Origin of the sequence: Angustibacter sp. Root456, assembly GCF_001426435.1 — a bacterium.
Lineage (GTDB): Bacteria > Actinomycetota > Actinomycetes > Actinomycetales > Angustibacteraceae > Angustibacter.
In genome coordinates this window covers 14,785-30,163 of record NZ_LMER01000014.1, presented here as the reverse complement: position 1 = coordinate 30,163, position 15,379 = coordinate 14,785, and the positions used below count along the sequence as shown (strand labels likewise).

Annotated in this window: 15 protein-coding genes and 1 pseudogene; 7 read left to right on the top strand and 9 right to left on the bottom strand. The window is 72.3% G+C overall.

Annotated features, from left to right (window positions below):
• Positions 1–112: 112 nt before the first annotated feature.
• Positions 113–1,087: a site-specific tyrosine recombinase XerD gene (gene xerD, locus ASD06_RS05305; RefSeq protein ID WP_200941939.1), complete on the bottom strand. Its 975-nt coding sequence runs from the start codon at positions 1,085–1,087 to the stop codon at positions 113–115.
• The gene (gene ald, locus ASD06_RS05300) at positions 1,084–2,199 is read right to left on the bottom strand and encodes an alanine dehydrogenase (protein WP_056674272.1); all 1,116 of its coding nucleotides are present in this window, start codon (positions 2,197–2,199) and stop codon (positions 1,084–1,086) included. The genes xerD and ald overlap by 4 nt, the downstream gene beginning before the upstream one ends.
• A gap of 214 nt (positions 2,200–2,413) precedes the next feature.
• On the opposite strand from ald, the gene ASD06_RS05295 reads away from it, so the two are divergent.
• Positions 2,414–3,025, top strand: coding sequence for a hypothetical protein (locus tag ASD06_RS05295; protein WP_056674269.1), 612 nt, complete (start codon positions 2,414–2,416; stop codon positions 3,023–3,025).
• An 89-nt stretch (positions 3,026–3,114) separates the two neighbouring features.
• Here the strand turns inward: ASD06_RS05295 and ASD06_RS05290 are convergent, their stop codons facing one another.
• The gene (locus ASD06_RS05290) at positions 3,115–3,528 is read right to left on the bottom strand and encodes a TIGR03618 family F420-dependent PPOX class oxidoreductase (RefSeq protein WP_056674266.1); all 414 of its coding nucleotides are present in this window, start codon (positions 3,526–3,528) and stop codon (positions 3,115–3,117) included.
• 46 nt (positions 3,529–3,574) lie between these two features.
• Here ASD06_RS05290 and ASD06_RS05285 point away from each other — a divergent pair, with 46 nt between their 5' ends.
• The 3 genes from ASD06_RS05285 to ASD06_RS05275 are packed head-to-tail and all read left to right on the top strand — an operon-like array spanning position 3,575 to position 7,674.
• Positions 3,575–4,237 (top strand): nitroreductase family protein, encoded by a 663-nt coding sequence (locus tag ASD06_RS05285; protein WP_056674263.1) that lies wholly within the window; start codon positions 3,575–3,577, stop codon positions 4,235–4,237.
• Positions 4,238–4,252: 15 nt separating this feature from the next.
• Positions 4,253–6,718: a DNA topoisomerase (ATP-hydrolyzing) subunit A gene (locus tag ASD06_RS05280; protein WP_056674260.1), complete on the top strand. Its 2,466-nt coding sequence runs from the start codon at positions 4,253–4,255 to the stop codon at positions 6,716–6,718.
• Positions 6,715–7,674, top strand: coding sequence for a sucrase ferredoxin (locus ASD06_RS05275; protein WP_056674257.1), 960 nt, complete (start codon positions 6,715–6,717; stop codon positions 7,672–7,674). The genes ASD06_RS05280 and ASD06_RS05275 overlap by 4 nt, the downstream gene beginning before the upstream one ends.
• A gap of 41 nt (positions 7,675–7,715) precedes the next feature.
• Here ASD06_RS05275 and ASD06_RS05270 read toward each other — a convergent pair whose 3' ends face one another.
• Complete coding sequence (locus tag ASD06_RS05270) at positions 7,716–9,851, bottom strand: type IIA DNA topoisomerase subunit B (protein WP_056674254.1); 2,136 nt, start codon at positions 9,849–9,851, stop codon at positions 7,716–7,718.
• Between the two features lie 227 nt (positions 9,852–10,078).
• On the opposite strand from ASD06_RS05270, the gene ASD06_RS05265 reads away from it, so the two are divergent.
• Positions 10,079–10,309: a hypothetical protein gene (locus ASD06_RS05265; RefSeq protein ID WP_056675012.1), complete on the top strand. Its 231-nt coding sequence runs from the start codon at positions 10,079–10,081 to the stop codon at positions 10,307–10,309.
• A gap of 88 nt (positions 10,310–10,397) precedes the next feature.
• Positions 10,398–10,877 carry a DUF456 domain-containing protein gene (locus ASD06_RS05260; protein ID WP_056674250.1) on the top strand — a complete coding sequence of 160 codons (480 nt, stop codon included), beginning with the start codon at positions 10,398–10,400 and terminating at the stop codon, positions 10,875–10,877.
• An 11-nt stretch (positions 10,878–10,888) separates the two neighbouring features.
• On the opposite strand, the gene ASD06_RS19270 is transcribed toward ASD06_RS05260, so the two are convergent.
• The 5 genes from ASD06_RS19270 to ASD06_RS05240 all read right to left on the bottom strand — a co-directional run bounded on the left by ASD06_RS19270 (position 10,889) and on the right by ASD06_RS05240 (position 14,369).
• Positions 10,889–11,470: a polysaccharide deacetylase family protein gene (locus tag ASD06_RS19270; protein WP_200941899.1), complete on the bottom strand. Its 582-nt coding sequence runs from the start codon at positions 11,468–11,470 to the stop codon at positions 10,889–10,891.
• Positions 11,436–11,723, bottom strand: coding sequence for a hypothetical protein (locus tag ASD06_RS19265; protein WP_200941898.1), 288 nt, complete (start codon positions 11,721–11,723; stop codon positions 11,436–11,438). The genes ASD06_RS19270 and ASD06_RS19265 overlap by 35 nt, the downstream gene beginning before the upstream one ends.
• 136 nt (positions 11,724–11,859) lie before the next feature.
• Positions 11,860–12,156 (bottom strand): hypothetical protein, encoded by a 297-nt coding sequence (locus tag ASD06_RS05250; RefSeq protein WP_157371540.1) that lies wholly within the window; start codon positions 12,154–12,156, stop codon positions 11,860–11,862.
• 82 nt (positions 12,157–12,238) lie between these two features.
• A complete protein-coding gene (locus tag ASD06_RS05245; RefSeq protein ID WP_056674244.1) occupies positions 12,239–13,762 on the bottom strand; it encodes an RNA polymerase sigma factor in 1,524 nt (507 codons plus the stop codon).
• A 205-nt stretch (positions 13,763–13,967) separates the two neighbouring features.
• The gene (locus tag ASD06_RS05240; protein ID WP_056674241.1) at positions 13,968–14,369 is read right to left on the bottom strand and encodes a universal stress protein; all 402 of its coding nucleotides are present in this window, start codon (positions 14,367–14,369) and stop codon (positions 13,968–13,970) included.
• A 181-nt stretch (positions 14,370–14,550) separates the two neighbouring features.
• Between ASD06_RS05240 and ASD06_RS19920 the strand changes: the two are divergent.
• Positions 14,551–15,379 (top strand): annotated as a pseudogene (locus ASD06_RS19920) (YbdK family carboxylate-amine ligase); the annotation flags it as partial.

The following is a 15,379-nucleotide window of genomic DNA, read 5'->3' as shown; positions in this document are numbered from 1 at the left end:
CGGTCGGCGGCTGGGCGCTCACGGGCGGTCGGCTCCAAGGACGGTCACGGACGGGACTGCAGGTGCCGCGACCCTAGCCGCGGCGTGTCAGGCGCTTCAAGGCGCCCCGCCGCTACCGGGCCCGAGGGTGGGCGGCGGCGTACACCTCGCGGAGGCGATCGGCCGTGACCAGCGTGTAGATCTGCGTCGTCGTCACCGAGGCGTGCCCGAGCAGCTCCTGGACGACGCGGACGTCTGCGCCGCCGTCCAGCAGGTGGGTGGCGAACGAGTGCCGCAGGGTGTGGGGGCTGACGTGGGCCCCCAGGTGGGCCCGCTCGGCCGCGGCACGCAGCACGCTCCAGGCGCTCTGCCGAGACAGCCGGCCCCCGCGGGTGTTGAGGAACAGCGCCGCGGTGCCGCGCCCGGTGCGCGCAGAACCCGCGGTCGCGAACACCGGCCGGGCCCGCACCAGGTAGGACTCCAGCGCGGCGCAGGCGAAGGAGCCCAGCGGCACGACGCGCTCCTTGCGCCCCTTGCCGAACAGCCGCACGGCCCGCGACTGCAGGTCGACGTCGTCGACGTCGAGGCCCACGGCCTCGCTGATCCGGGCACCGCAGCCGTAGAGCAGCTCGAGCAGCGCGCGGTCGCGGACCGACGCCGGGGTGTCGCCCACTGAGGCGGCCTCGAGCAGCCGCTCGACGTCGTGGGTGCTGATCGCCTTGGGCAGTCGCTTGGGTGCGCTCGGTGGTCGCACCTGGGCCGCCGGGTCGTGAGTGGTGACGTCCTCGAGCAGCAGGAACTTGTGCAGGCCGCGTACCGCCACCAGGCAGCGGGCCGCGGACGTCGCCGTCAGCGGCTGGTGGCCAGCGTCACCTTCGCGCAGCTGGGCCAGGAACGCGCTGACGTCGGCCTCGGCGACCGACTCCGGCTCGCGCACGCCGCGGTCGGCGAGGAACCTCACGTACCGCCGCAGGTCACGCCGGTACGACGCCAGGGTGTTGGCGGCCGCGCCGCGCTCGACGTCCAGGTGCTCCAGCCAGCCCTCGACCGCCGCCGTCAGGGCAGCGGTCGAGGGCTCGGTGGGCTGGTCGGCCGGGGTGAGGGTCAGCCGAGCACCTCGGCGAGGGCCACCGACTGCATGCCGTGGGCCTGGGCCACCGGCTCGTAGGTGACCTGACCGTCGTGGGTGTTCAGGCCGAGCGCCAGGGCCGGGTCGGCCTTCAGCGCGTCGCGCCACCCGCGGTTGGCCAGCTCGACGGCGTACGGCAGCGTCACGTTGGTGAGCGCGTAGGTGGAGGTGTGCGGCACCGCGCCCGGCATGTTGGCGACGCAGTAGAACACCGAGTTGTGCACCTGGTAGGTCGGGTCGGCGTGCGTGGTGGGACGCGAGTCCTCGAAGCAGCCGCCCTGGTCGATCGAGATGTCGACCAGCACGCTGCCGGGCTTCATCCGCGACACCTGCTCGTTGGTGACGAGGGTGGGGGCCTTGGCACCCGGCACGAGGACGGCGCCGATGACCATGTCGGCGTCCATGATGGCCCGCTCGACCTCGTAGGCGTTCGAGGCGACGGTCTGGCAGTGACCCTGGTAGATCGCGTCGGCCTGACGCAGGCGGGAGATGTTCTTGTCGAGCAGGAGCACCTCGGCCTGCATGCCGAGGGCGATGGCGGCGGCGTTCATGCCCGAGACGCCGGCACCGATGACGACGACCTTGGCCGCGTAGACGCCGGAGACGCCGCCCATCAGCACGCCGCGGCCGCCCTGGGCCCGCATCAGCGTGTGCGCGCCGACCTGCGGGGCGAGCCGTCCGGCCACCTCGCTCATGGGTGCCAGCAGCGGCAGGCTGCGGTCGGCCAGCTCGACGGTCTCGTAGGCGATGCCGGTGACCTTGCGCTTGGCCAGCTCCTCGGTGAGCGCCCTGTCCGCGGCCAGGTGCAGGTAGGTGAACAGCGTCTGGCCCTCGCGCATGCGGTGGTACTCGCTGGCGATCGGCTCCTTGACCTTCAGGATGAGGTCACCGGTACCCCACACGTCGTCGGCCGAGGGCAGGATCGTCGCGCCGGCGGCGGCGTAGTCGTCGTCGACGATGGAGGAGCCCACACCCGCCTCGGTCTCGACGTACACCTCGTGGCCGGCGCGCACGAGCTCGTGCACTCCGGACGGGGTGATCGCCACCCGGTACTCGTGGTTCTTGACCTCGCGGGGGATACCGACCTTCACGGCCCACACGTCCTTTGCACGCACCGCCAGCAGGACGACGCCGTTGTCGCCCCGTCGACCCCGCTCTGGGGTGGCAGCGGGAGTCTAGCGGTGAGCACGACAGGCCTCGGCCACGTGCGGCGGGCAGACTGTCGCAGATCGGGCGTCCCGCCATACACCCTGATACACCCTGATGCACGCTGATGCACCCTGCCTGCCTCGAGAAGGAGCCCCGATGCGGCTGTACTCCGCCCTGCCCCTGCGCGCCGCCGGCCAGGCCGCCGGGGACGTCCTGCTCGTCGTCTGGATCTACCTCGCGGTGCGTGCCGGCCAGGCCGTGCACGAGGCGGTGCTGCGGCTCGCCGAGCCCGGCCGCCGCCTCGAGGAGGCCGGGCGCACCCTGGGCAGCGGTCTCGGCACGGCGGCGGCACGGGCGAGCGACCTGCCGCTGGTCGGCGACCAGCTCGGCGCTCCGCTGCGCGATGCCAGTGGCGCCACCGGGAGCCTCGTGCGTGCGGGCCAGGCCCAGCAGGAGGCCGTTGCCCAGCTCGCGCTGGTGCTGGCGGTCGTGATCGCGGTCGTCCCGGCGCTGCTCGCGATCGCGGTGTGGCTGCCGAGGCGCGTGCGGTTCGTGCGTCGTGCCACTGCGGCGCAGCGGTTCGTCGACGGCGAGGCCGACCTCGACCTGTTCGCCGTCCGGGCGATGGCCCACCAGCCGCTGCACGTCCTCGCCCGGATCAGCGACGACCCGGCGGGTGCGTGGCGCGCCGGTGACCGGACGGTGATCCGCGACCTCGCGACCCTGGAGCTGCGCAGCGCCGGCCTGCGTCCCCCACCTCGCCCGTGATCATGCACGCCAGCGCACCCACCCCGCCGTGATCATGCACGCCAGCGCACTCACCCCGGATGGGGTCGTCGGCGGGGTTAGTCGGCGGGTTAGTCGGCGGACTTGGCAGCGCCCCAGCCGTGCCAGTGCTCGATCTCGAACCACGCGCTCACCCGAGCGCGCTCGCGGTTGGCGTACGGCTTGCCGGTGTAGTGCGTCGAGAGCCGGTCGATGTCGGCGAGGTCCGGGTCGTCCGCCCACTGCGTGATGCGCCCGCGCACGCTGACGTGGGTGTACCACTCGCCGTCCTTGACCGCGGTGAGGGCGACACGTGGGTCCTGGCGCATCCAGGCCACGCGGGCCCGCTCGGCGTCCATGTTGACCAGCACGCGGCCGTCGTCCTCGACGAGGTACCAGGTGGCCACTGACATGGGCTGGCCATCGGGCATCAGCACCGCGATGACCGCCGGGTTGGGGCGGCGGAACAGCTCGTCGGTGGCGGGTGGCATGGGCGGCTTGGGCATCGACGCTCCTCGAGTAGGTGAACGCTTCGACTGCCAGGATCCTCACATGGAGCTCTCCGAGGCGATCCGCCGTCGTCGCATGGTGCGGTCCTACGACCCCGACCGCGCGGTGCCGCCCGCCGTGGTCGACCGGCTGCTCGACCACGCGGTCCGCGCCCCCAGCGCCGGGTTCAGCCAGGGCTGGGACTTCGTCGTGCTGCGCCAGCGCGCCGACCGCGACCGCTTCTGGGACGCCACCACCGACGGTGGTGCACCGGACGCGTGGCTCAGCCGGATGCGCGCCGCTCCCCTGCTCGTGCTGTGCCTGAGCCACCAGAGCGCCTACCTCGACCGCTACGCCGAGCCCGACAAGGGCTGGACCGACCGCGACGCCGCCCGCTGGCCGGTGCCCTACTGGGACGTCGACACCGGCATGGCCGCGCTGCTGATGCTGCTGACCGCCGTGGACGACGGGCTGGGGGCGTGCTTCTTCGGCGTCCCGGCCGAGCGCCACGCCGCCGTGAAGCAGGCCTTCGAGGTGCCGGCCGACCGGCGGATCGTGGGGGTGGTCAGCGTGGGTTACCCGGCGTCCGACCTGCGCTCCCCCAGCCTGCGCCGCGGACGCCGGCCGGTGCGCGAGGTGGCTCACGAGGGACGCTTCGGCGAGCCGTACCGCAGCCGCGCCGACGCCGTGGGAGATGATGGCGGCGCACCCCCACCCCCACGCTGAGGAGCTCGTCCGCGCATGGCCCGCCGCTCGTCGTCCACCCCGCCGCCCGAGGAGTACACCGAGCGGATCGTCGACATCGACGTGCAGTCGGAGATGCAGGGCTCGTTCCTGGAGTACGCCTACTCGGTCATCTACTCGCGCGCCCTGCCCGACGCCCGCGACGGCCTGAAGCCGGTGCAACGGCGGATCCTGTTCTCGATGGCCGAGATGGGCCTTCGGCCCGAGCGGGGCCACGTGAAGAGCTCGCGCGTCGTCGGCGAGGTGATGGGTAAGTACCACCCGCACGGTGACGCGGCGATCTACGACGCGCTGGTGCGCATGGCCCAGCCGTTCTCGATGCGCCTGCCGCTCGTCGACGGACACGGCAACTTCGGCTCGCCGGACGACGGCCCAGCCGCCATGCGGTACACCGAGGCGCGCCTGGCGCCGGCCGCGCTGCTCATGACCACCTCGCTCGACGAGGCGACGGTCGACTTCGTCCCCAACTACGACGACCAGCTGCAGCAACCCGACGTGCTGCCCGCGGCGTACCCCAACCTGCTGGTCAACGGCGCGAGCGGGATCGCCGTCGGCATGGCCACCAACATGGCGCCGCACAACCTGGTCGAGGTGATCAGCGCGGCTCGCCACCTCATCAAGCACCCCGACGCCTCGCTCGACGACCTCATGCGGTTCGTGCCTGGCCCCGACCTGCCCACCGGCGGCCGGATCATCGGGCTCGACGGCATCCGCGAGGCCTACGAGACCGGCCGCGGCAGCTTCCGCACCCGCGCCACCGCACGGATCGAGTCGATCACGCCGCGCCGCAAGGGCATCGTCGTCACCGAGCTCCCCTACACGGTGGGGCCGGAGAAGGTGCGCGAGAAGATCGTCGAGCTCGCCCGGGCCAAGAAGATCCAGGGCATCTCCGACGTCGTCGACCTCACCGACCGCTCGCACGGGCTGCGTCTGGTGATCGAGATCAAGAACGGCTTCAACCCCGACGCGGTGCTCGAGCAGCTCTACAAGCTGACGCCGATGGAGGACTCCTTCGGCATCAACAACGTCGCACTCGTCGACGGCCAGCCCCGCACGCTGGGGCTGCGCGAGCTGCTGAGGGTCTACGTCGACTTCCGGCTCGACGTGGTCCGGCGGCGCAGCGAGTACCGGCTCGGCCGACGCGAGGAGCGCTTGCACCTCGTCGAGGGTCTGCTCGTCGCGATCCTCGACATCGACGAGGTCATCGCGATCATCCGCTCCAGCGACGACGCCGAGATCGCTCGCACGCGCCTGACCCAGGTCTTCGACCTGTCGCAGCCGCAGGCCGAGTACATCCTCGAGCTGCGCCTGCGCCGCCTCACCAAGTTCAGCCGGATCGAGCTCGAGCAGGAGGCCGAGGACCTGCGCCGTCAGATCGAGGACCTGCGCGCGATCCTGGGCGACGAGGCACTGCTGCGCCGCGTGGTCAGCGACGAGCTGGCCGAGGTGGCCAAGCAGCACGGGACCCCCCGCCGGACCGTGCTGCTGGCCTCGGCCGGCGCCCCGGCGGCGACGACCACGCCACTCGAGGTCGCCGACGACCCCTGCTGGGTGCTGCTGTCGTCCACCGGTCTGCTGGCACGCACGGCGGACGCCGAGCCGCTGTCGGGCTCGCCCGACCGGCACGCGCACGACGCGGTCGTCGCTGCCGTCCGGACGACGGCCCGCGGCGAGGTGGCGCTGGTGACCTCGCGCGGGCGAGCCCTCCGGCTGCCCGTGCTCGAGCTGCCGGCCCTGCCGCCGACCAACGGTGCACCCAGCCTCGCGGGCGGCGCCCCGCTCGGCGCCTTCGTCGACCTGCCGGCTGCCGAGCGGGTGCTCACCATCACCTCCCTCGACCCCGCGTCGAAGGGTCTGGCGCTCGGGACGGCGCAGGGCGTCGTCAAGCGCGTGGTGCCCGACCACCCCGGAGGGCGCGCGGACTGGGAGGTCATCGGGCTCAAGGACGGCGACGAGGTGGTGGGCGCCACCGAGCTGCGCACGGGCGACGAGGAGCTGTGCTTCATCACCTCCGATGCCCAGCTGCTGCACTTCCCGGCGTCGGTGGTGCGCCCACAGGGCCGGCCGGCGGGTGGCATGGCGGGTATCAAGCTCGCGGCCAAGGCGGCCGTCGTGTGGTTCGGAGCGGTCGACCCGGCCCGCGAGGCGGTGGTCGTCACCGTTTCCGGCTCTACTGGTGCCCTTCCCGGCACCGAGCCCGGTTCGGTGAAGGTCACGCCGTGGTCGGAGTACCCCGGCAAGGGTCGAGGCACCGGGGGCGTGCGCTGCCACCGCTTCCTGCGCGGGGAGGACACGCTCATCCTCGGGTGGGCCGGCGCCTCCCCGGCTCGGGCGAGTGCCGCCAACGGCAGCGCGCTCGACCTGCCGGAGGCCACCGGCAAGAGGGACGGCTCGGGCACGCCCGCTGCCGCACCGATCGCTGCGGTCGCGGCTCCGGCAGGCACCACCGCGGTCACCGCGTGACCGCGGGGACCGCCCCGCGTCGGCCGCTGTGCTCGGCGACGTCGGAGTCGTTGCGCGAGAGCGCTTTCGGCTCGGCGGCCACGGCAGCGGCCTGGGTGTGCCTCGAGCAGAGCGGGCCGTGGGGACGCGTGGCTGCGGTGGAGAGCCACCTCGACACCGAGCTCGGCCGGCAGCTCGATGCCGCGGCGAGCGCTGTGGGGGCGCGGTTCGTCCTCGTGCGCACGCCCGGCCGGCACGCCGACGACCACGACGGCCGGCACGAGCGCCACACGGTGCTCCTCGCCTGCTCGGACGTCGCCCACCCGTGGCTGCTGCGCGGTGAGCTGTCACAGCCGCAGCAGCTCGCGTCGCTGGACGTCGCGGCACTCGTCCGCGGTGACCAGGCGGCGGTGCGGGCGTCGCTGCCCGACGTCGCGCTCGAGGTCGACGACGACCCCGCCCTGCTGGTGTGCACCAACGGCCGCCGCGACCTGTGCTGCGCCGTGCGGGGACGACCCGTAGCGATCGAGGCCGCCGCCCGACGTCCGGGAGCAGTCTGGGAGACCACGCACACCGGCGGTCACCGCTACTCCCCTACCGGCGTCCTGCTACCGACTGGCCAGACCCTCGGCCGGTTCGACACCGCCCTGGCCGTCAGCGCCCTGGACGCGGCCCACAGCGGCGAGCTGGCCGCTCAGCTGCACGGACCCGACCACGACCGTGGCCTGTCCGCCTTGGACGCGCCGGTACGGGCCGCCGTCAGCGCCGTCCGTGCTGCTGTCGGCGAGCCGGCCCTGGCGGCGCTCACTGGCACCGCGGAGCAAAAGGGCGACGAGGCGTGGCTGGTGAGCGTGCTGCACGCCGACGGCCGGACGTGGGAGGTGGAGGCGGCCCGCACGGTGCTCGGCCCGGACCGCCCGGAGTCCTGCGTGAAGCCCGCGGTGCCGCAGGTCGGCTGGACCGTGCGGCTGCGCTGAGCCACCGACCCGGCCCGGACCAGAACGCGAACGGGCCGCGCTCAGGCGTCGATGCGCTCGCGGTCGAGCGCGGCGGCCCCCTCGACGATGAAGTCCTTGCGGGGCGCCACCTCTGAGCCCATGAGCAGCTCGAAGACGCGCTCGGCGTTCGCCGCGTCCGGCACGGTCACCCGGCGCAGCGTGCGGTGGCGTGGGTCCATCGTCGTCTCGGCCAGCTGGTCGGCGTCCATCTCGCCGAGACCCTTGTAGCGCTGGATGGGCTCCTTGTAGCGCTTGCCCTTCTTCTCCAGCTGCTTGAGCAGCGTGCGCAGCTCGCCTTCGGAGTAGGTGTAGACGACCTCGTTCTTCTTGCTGCCCGGGTTGACGATCTCGACCCGGTGCAACGGCGGGACGGCGGCGAAGACCCGTCCGGCGTCCACGAGCGGGCGCATGTAGCGGAAGAACAGGGTCAGCAGCAGGGTGCGGATGTGTGCGCCGTCGACGTCGGCGTCGGTCATCAGCACGATCCGCCCGTAGCGCGCGGCGTCGAGGTCGAACGTGCGCCCTGACCCCGCGCCGACCACCTGGATGATCGCCGCGCACTCGGCGTTCTTCAGCATGTCGGCGATCGACGCCTTCTGGACGTTGAGGATCTTGCCGCGGATCGGCAGCAGCGCCTGGTAGTCCGACGAACGGGCCAGCTTCGCCGTCCCGAGGGCGCTGTCGCCCTCGACGATGAACAGCTCGCTGCGCTCGACGTCGGCGGTGCGGCAGTCAGCCAGCTTGGCCGGTAGGGACGACGTCTCGAGCGCGTTCTTGCGGCGCTGGGTCTCCTTGTGCAGGCGCGCGCTGATGCGCGTCTTCATCTCGGCGACGACCTTCTCGAGCAGCTGAGCCGACTGCTGCTTGGGCCCGCGCTTGGACGACGTCAGCAGCGCCGTGAGCTCCTTCTCGACCACCCGGTTCACCACGGCGCGCACCGCGTTGGTGCCGAGGATCTCCTTGGTCTGCCCCTCGAACTGCGGCTCCGCCAGCCGCACCGTGACCACCGCGGTCAGCCCGGCGGTGATGTCGTCCTTCTCCAGCTTGTCGTTGCCCGCCTTGAGCCGCCGGGCGTTCGCCTCGACCTGCTTGCGGAAGGTCTTGACCAGGGCCGCCTCGAAACCGGCCAGGTGCGTGCCGCCCTTGGGGGTGGCGATGATGTTGACGAACGAACGCACGTTGGTGTCGTAGCCGACCCCCCAGCGCAGCGCGACGTCGACCTCGCACTCGCGCTCGACCTCGGTGGCGGTCATGTGGCCGCGGTCGTCGAGCACGGGCACGGTCTCGCGGAAGTGGCCGGTGCCCTGCAGCCGCCAGACGTCGGTGACGGGAGCGTCGTCCGAGAGGTACTCGACGTACTCGGTGATGCCACCCTCGTGGAGGAAGACCTCCTCGTGCGGGCCCGCCTCCCCCGGCGTGCCGGGCACCCGCCGCTCGTCGCGGATCACCAGCGCCAGACCCGGCACGAGGTACGACGTCTGCCGGGCGCGGGTGACCAGCTCGTCGTAGCTGAAGGCCGCCTCGCGCAGGAACACCTGGCTGTCGGCCCAGTAGCGGATGCGCGTACCGGTGACGCCGCGCTTGGCCTTGCCGGTGACGCGCAGCTCGGACCCGTCGACGAACGGCGTGAAGAGCGCATCGGGCGACGGGTCACCGGCGTCGGCGAAGACCCCCGGCTCCCCGCGACGGAAGCTCATCGAGTGCACCTTGCCTCCGCGCTCGACGTGCACGTCGAGGCGGGACGACAGCGCGTTGACCACGCTGGCCCCGACGCCGTGCAGGCCACCGGACGCGGTGTAGGAGCCCCCTCCGAACTTGCCGCCGGCGTGCAGCTTGGTGAAGACGACCTCGACGCCGGACAGGCCGGTCTTGGGCTCGACGTCGACCGGGATCCCGCGGCCGTCGTCGTGCACCTCGACCGACCCGTCACCGTGCAGCGTCACCTCGATGCGGTGGCAGACTCCGGCCAGCGCCTCGTCGACGGCGTTGTCGATGATCTCCCAGAGGCAGTGCATGAGGCCGCGGCCGTCCGTCGACCCGATGTACATGCCCGGGCGCTTGCGCACGGCCTCGAGCCCCTCGAGCACCGACAGGTGACGAGCGGTGTAGTCGCCCTCGGACGAGGTGCGGCGACGGACGGCGGGCTGGGCGCTCACGGGTGGTGTGCTCCTGAGGGGCGGACGACGGGCTCTCCAGCAGGCTACCGAGCGACGCCGACAGGTCCGTGCAGGCCGGGCCGTGAGGCGTCCACAGGTTCAGCGGTCAGCGAATTAGCGCGCCGCTGGCGAGCGGGAACGTTCGGGGGTGCTTGACTGTTGTGCACGGTGAAGGCGCCGGGTCCCCCGGCGTTTTCGGTGCCACCGACGAGGAGAAGGAAGGTGACGTGACCGCAACCCTCGCCGCCACCCACCTGTCAGCAGCAGACCGCTGCGACCGGTGCGGTGCTCAGGCCTATGTCCGGGTCGTGCTCACCAGCGGAGGTGAGCTGCTCTTCTGCGCTCACCACGGCCGAGAGCACGCTGACGCCCTGACGGCCGCAGCCGCGTCCATCCAGGACGAGACCGACCGCCTCGTCTCGACGACCCCCACCACGGCTCCTCACGAGGAACGCTGACCACCAGACCTGGTGCAGACGGCCACGGCCCCGGCGCTTGCCGGGGCCGTGGCCGTCTGCACCCATTCAGTGACCGCACGGATCCGTCATGACACCGACCGATGTCGTCGTCGGCCTGGTGATCCTGGTCGGGCTGGTCGGGGTCGTCGTCCCGGTCTTGCCCGGCGTGCTGCTCGTCCTCGGCGCGATCGTCGCGTGGGTGCTCGAGCGGCAGGACGGCGTCGGCTGGGCCGTCCTGGCTGTCGCCGTCGTGGTGTTCGCGGTGGGCCAGGTCGCCAAGTACCTGCTGCCAGGTCGCCGGCTGAAGCTGGCGGGCGTGCCGGCTCGCGCGACCTGGGCCGGCGTCGCGCTCGGCGTCGTGGGCTTCTTCGTCATCCCCGTCGTCGGCCTGCCTGTCGGGTTCGTGCTGGGCATCTACCTGGCCGAGCGCGCGCGGCTGCGAACCCACGCAGCGGCCTGGCCGTCCACGCTGCACGCGCTGCGAGCCGCCGGATGGAGCATCCTCATCGAGCTCGCCTCAGGTCTGATCATGGCCGGCACGTGGGCTGTGGGCGTTGTGGTCGGCTAGGTGCTCACCGCTCACCCGAGCAGGGCGTCGAGGGTCACGAAGCCGTAGCCCTGACCCCGCAGCCCCGCGATGACGTCAGGGAGCGCGTCCGCGTCGAGCGTCGTCCCGTCGTCGGGATTCGCCCCGACGTGCATCAGCACGATCTCGCCGGGGACGGCGGCGCGCAGGACCCGCGCGACCACGGAGTCGGCGCTTTGACCCCCTGACGTGCCCTTCCAGCCCAGCGAGTCGACGGTCCAGCCGATCGCCGCGTAGCCGAGGTCGTTCACGACGCCCAGCGTGCGCGCGTCGTGCTCGCCGAACGGGAACCGGAAGAACGGCTTCGGGTCCTCGCCCGTCGCGCCCCGGATGGTCGTGCGCGCCCTCGTGACCTGACCGCGCACCTGAGCCGTCGTCAGGGTGGTGAGGTGCGGGTGGTCGCTCGTGTGGTTGCCGACGCGACCGTAGGCGGCGAGGTGGCTCGCGCCGTCCGGGTGCTCCTGGGCGAAGTCACCGGTGAGGAAGAAGCTCGCCGGCACGTCCAGCTGCTTCAGCGTGCGCAGGATCGGCGCGACGCCGTCAGCGCTGGCTCCGGCGTCGAAGGTGAGGGCCACCACCTTGCGCGTCGTCGGGATCCGGGTGATCACCCGGCCGCGCAGGCGCGCCGGGAGGGCGGCCGTGGTGGTCGTGCTGGGCGTGGGCGAGGTGCTGCTCGTCGTGCTGGACGTGCTCGTCGTGCTGGTTGTGCTCGTCGGGCTGGTTGTGCTCGTCGTGCTCGAGGTCCGCGACGTGCTGGTCGCTGAGGTGGGGGTGGGCGACGACGTCGTGGCGGTCGAGGCCGAGCTGCCCGGCGATCCCCCGCCGCACGCGCTCAGAGCCAGCGTGATCGCCACGCCCACCGACCGCCCCACCGACCGCGACGTGCCCATGTCGCACCTCCCGCAACCTCCACGGTCGAAGGCCAGCGGCAGCCCCGCGAGAGGCGAAGGTCCTGCGCAGGCGGCTAGGACCGTTCGCGCAGTTCGCGGATCTCGCCGCGCACGCGCGACTGGTGGGCGGCGACCGTCATCCGGTGGACGTCCTCGAACTTCTCAGCCAGCCGCACGAGGGCCGCGGCCACCATGACGGCGCCGCCCACGCCGGCGATGAGCCCGAGCACGAGCGCGAGTGGGGAGCCACCGGCCGTCAGGGCCCACAGCAGCACCAGCGCCACGCCGAGGGCCTGCACGACGAGGCCGCCACCGAGCAACGAGCTGCTGCTCTGCCGGGTCAGCTCCTGGGACTCGCTGTCACTGATCACGGTGCACACCCTAGGGACGCAAAAGGCCCGACGTCGGGACGTCGGGCCTTTCGGGGCGTGGAGGCGGGCCCCACGTCCGAGCTCAGTCCAGGTAGTCGCGCAGGACCTGGCTGCGGCTGGGGTGGCGCAGCTTGCTCATCGTCTTGGACTCGATCTGGCGGATCCGCTCGCGGGTGACGCCGTACACCTTGCCGATCTCGTCGAGCGTCTTCGGCTGGCCGTCGGTGAGCCCGAAGCGCATCGACACCACGCCGGCCTCGCGCTCCGAGAGCGTGTCGAGCACCGAGTGCAGCTGCTCCTGCAGCAGCGTGAAGCTCACCGCATCGGCCGGGACGACGGCCTCGGAGTCCTCGATGAGGTCGCCGAACTCGCTGTCGCCGTCCTCACCGAGGGGGGTGTGCAGCGAGATGGGCTCGCGCCCGTACTTCTGGACCTCGACGACCTTCTCGGGGGTCATGTCGAGCTCCTTGGCGAGCTCTTCGGGCGTGGGCTCGCGCCCGAGGTCCTGCAGCATCTGGCGCTGCACGCGGGCGAGCTTGTTGATGACCTCGACCATGTGCACCGGGATGCGGATGGTGCGGGCCTGGTCGGCCATGGCACGGGTGATCGCCTGGCGGATCCACCACGTGGCGTACGTCGAGAACTTGTAGCCCTTGGTGTAGTCGAACTTCTCGACCGCACGGATCAGACCGAGGTTGCCCTCCTGGATCAGGTCCAGGAACAGCATGCCGCGGCCGGTGTAGCGCTTGGCGAGCGAGACCACGAGGCGCAGGTTGGCCTCGAGCAGGTGGTTCTTGGCCTTCTTGCCGTCCTGGGCGATCCACCACAGCTCGCGCTTGAGCTTGGGGTCGATCTTGGCGCCGGAGTTCAGCCGCTCCTCGGCGAACAGCCCGGCCTCGATGCGCTTGGCGAGCTCGACCTCCTGCTCGGCGTTGAGCAGGGCGACCTTGCCGATCTGCTTGAGGTAGTCCTTGACCGGGTCGGCCGTGGCACCCGCGGTGGCGACCTGCTGGGCCGGCGCGTCGTCGTCGTCATCGGTGATGACGAAGCCGGTCTCCTCCACCGTCTCCTCGACCGCCTCACCCTCGGGCGCGTCGACGGCCTCGACGGCCTCGTCGCCCTCGAGCGCCTCGGGCTCGTCGGTGGCTGCGCCCTGGGTGGTCGCCTTGGCTGCGGCCTTCTTCGCCGTGGCCTTCTTGGCCGTCGACTTCTTCGCCGCGGGCTTGGCCGCCGAGGCCTCCGAAGCGGTCTCGGCGTCCGCCGTCTGCGGGGTCGCCTTCTTGGCGGTGGTCTTCTTCGTGGCGGCCTTGGTCGCCGTCTTGGCGGTCTTGGCCGTCGCCGTCGCGCGCTTGGTCGCGGTGGCGGCCACCGCACGGGCGGGGGCCTCTTCGACGTGCACGCTGATGCCGTGCTCGTCGAGCGCGCGCAGCACCGCCTTCATCCGCCGCAGAGGCAGGTCAGCCTGCTCCAGCGCGTGCCGCACCGATCCGGCGTCGACGACGCCGTTCGTACGGCCTCGGCGCAGCAGATCCTGCAGCGCCGGGTGGGAGAACTCCGCTGGCAGCGTTGCAGCGGACTGGGACCGGGCGGTCGGAACCGACGACACGGACAACCTTTCGTCGCGGATGGTCAGGCGGGCGAGCGGACGGCGAGACGAGGCAGGCCAGGCTCGGCAGCAGGTGCAACGTCTGAGCCGGCCTGTCCATGCCCGATCCGCGTGGTCTCACTCGGCCGGACACACCATTGTACTGACGCCACGCGAAGGTGGCGTACCGCCACTGCGGTGGTCGCGCGTGTTGCCGCCTCGGGCGTCAGGCGTCGGCCTTGACGGCGAGCACGGGGCACGGCGCGTCGAGCAGGATCCGCTGCGCATTCGACCCCAGGATCAGCTTGCCGACCGGCGTGCGCCGCCGCAGGCCGATGACGATGAAGTCGGCACCGATCTCCTCGGCGACGGCGATGAGATCCTCCGCCGGCTCCAGCCCGCGCACCAGCTGGCGCACCTCGTGGTCGACTCCCGCGTCGGACAGCTCGCGCTGCACCGTGGCCAGCTCCGCCTCGTACCGCGCGGCGTCATCGGACGCGAGGTCCTTGCCTCCGCGGTTGGAGTTGATCACCACGAGCCGCGTCGAGCGCAGCTTGGCCTCCTCGGCCGCACGACGCAGAGCCGCGCGCCCCTCGTTCGTCGGCACGAAACCCACGACGATCGCCATCGATCCTCCTCGCTCTACCGGCCCGCCCTCGCGCCGGGACGCCTGCACCGTACCGGACGCTCGACCGCGCGCGTCGTCGCCGGCAGCCCGGGGGTGGCGACGGCGCGCGGGACGTCGTCGCCGTCCGTACGCTGGTGTCGTCCGGCGCACAGTGGGCCGTCGGGGGTGAAAGGGCTGATGCGTGAGCCGCACGGCGGGCGATGTCGGGCGAACCCTCGGGGTCGAGGAGGAGCTCCACGTCGCCGACGCCGCCAGCGGCCGACTGGTGAGCCGGGCGCCTGCCGTGCTGGCCGAGCTGGAGCATCCCGACGCCGATCTGGCAGCGGCGGGCACGCTGGTCTCCGAGCTCACCCTCTCGCAGGTCGAGACGGTCACGGGTGTGGCAACGGGCGTGGGCGACGTGCTCCAGTGCGCTCTCACCCTGCGCTCGCGGGCCGCGGCGGCGGCGGAGCGGCACGGCCTGGTGCTGCTGGCGAGCGGCACGCCGGTGCTCGGTGATGCCCGCGAGCAGCAGGTCGCCGACGCAGACCGCTACGACAGCCTGCGCAGCCGCGCCGCCGGGCTGATCACGCAGCAGCTGATCGCCGGCCTGCACCTGCACCTCGGGGTGGATTCCGGCAGCCCGGAGACCGACGACGCCAGCCGCGTGGCTGCGGTCGACGGGCTGCGGCCCTGGCTGCCCGCCCTCCTGGCCGTCACCGCCAACTCCCCGTTCTGGCTGGGCTCCGACACCGGGTTCGCGTCGTACCGGCAGATCCACTGGCAGCGCTGGCCGGTCGTCGGCCCACCCCCGCGCACGCGTGATCCCCGCGGCTGGCAGGAGGCGGTCGACGGGCTGGTAGCCACCGAGGTGGTCGACGACGCCAGCTACGTCTACTGGGACGTGCGCCTGTCGACGCGCTTCCCCACCGTGGAGGTGCGCGTGGCCGACGTCCCCGCGACCGTCGACGACGCCGGGTTGTTCGTGGGCCTCGTGCGGGCCCTGGCCGTCCGGGCCGTCGACGACCACA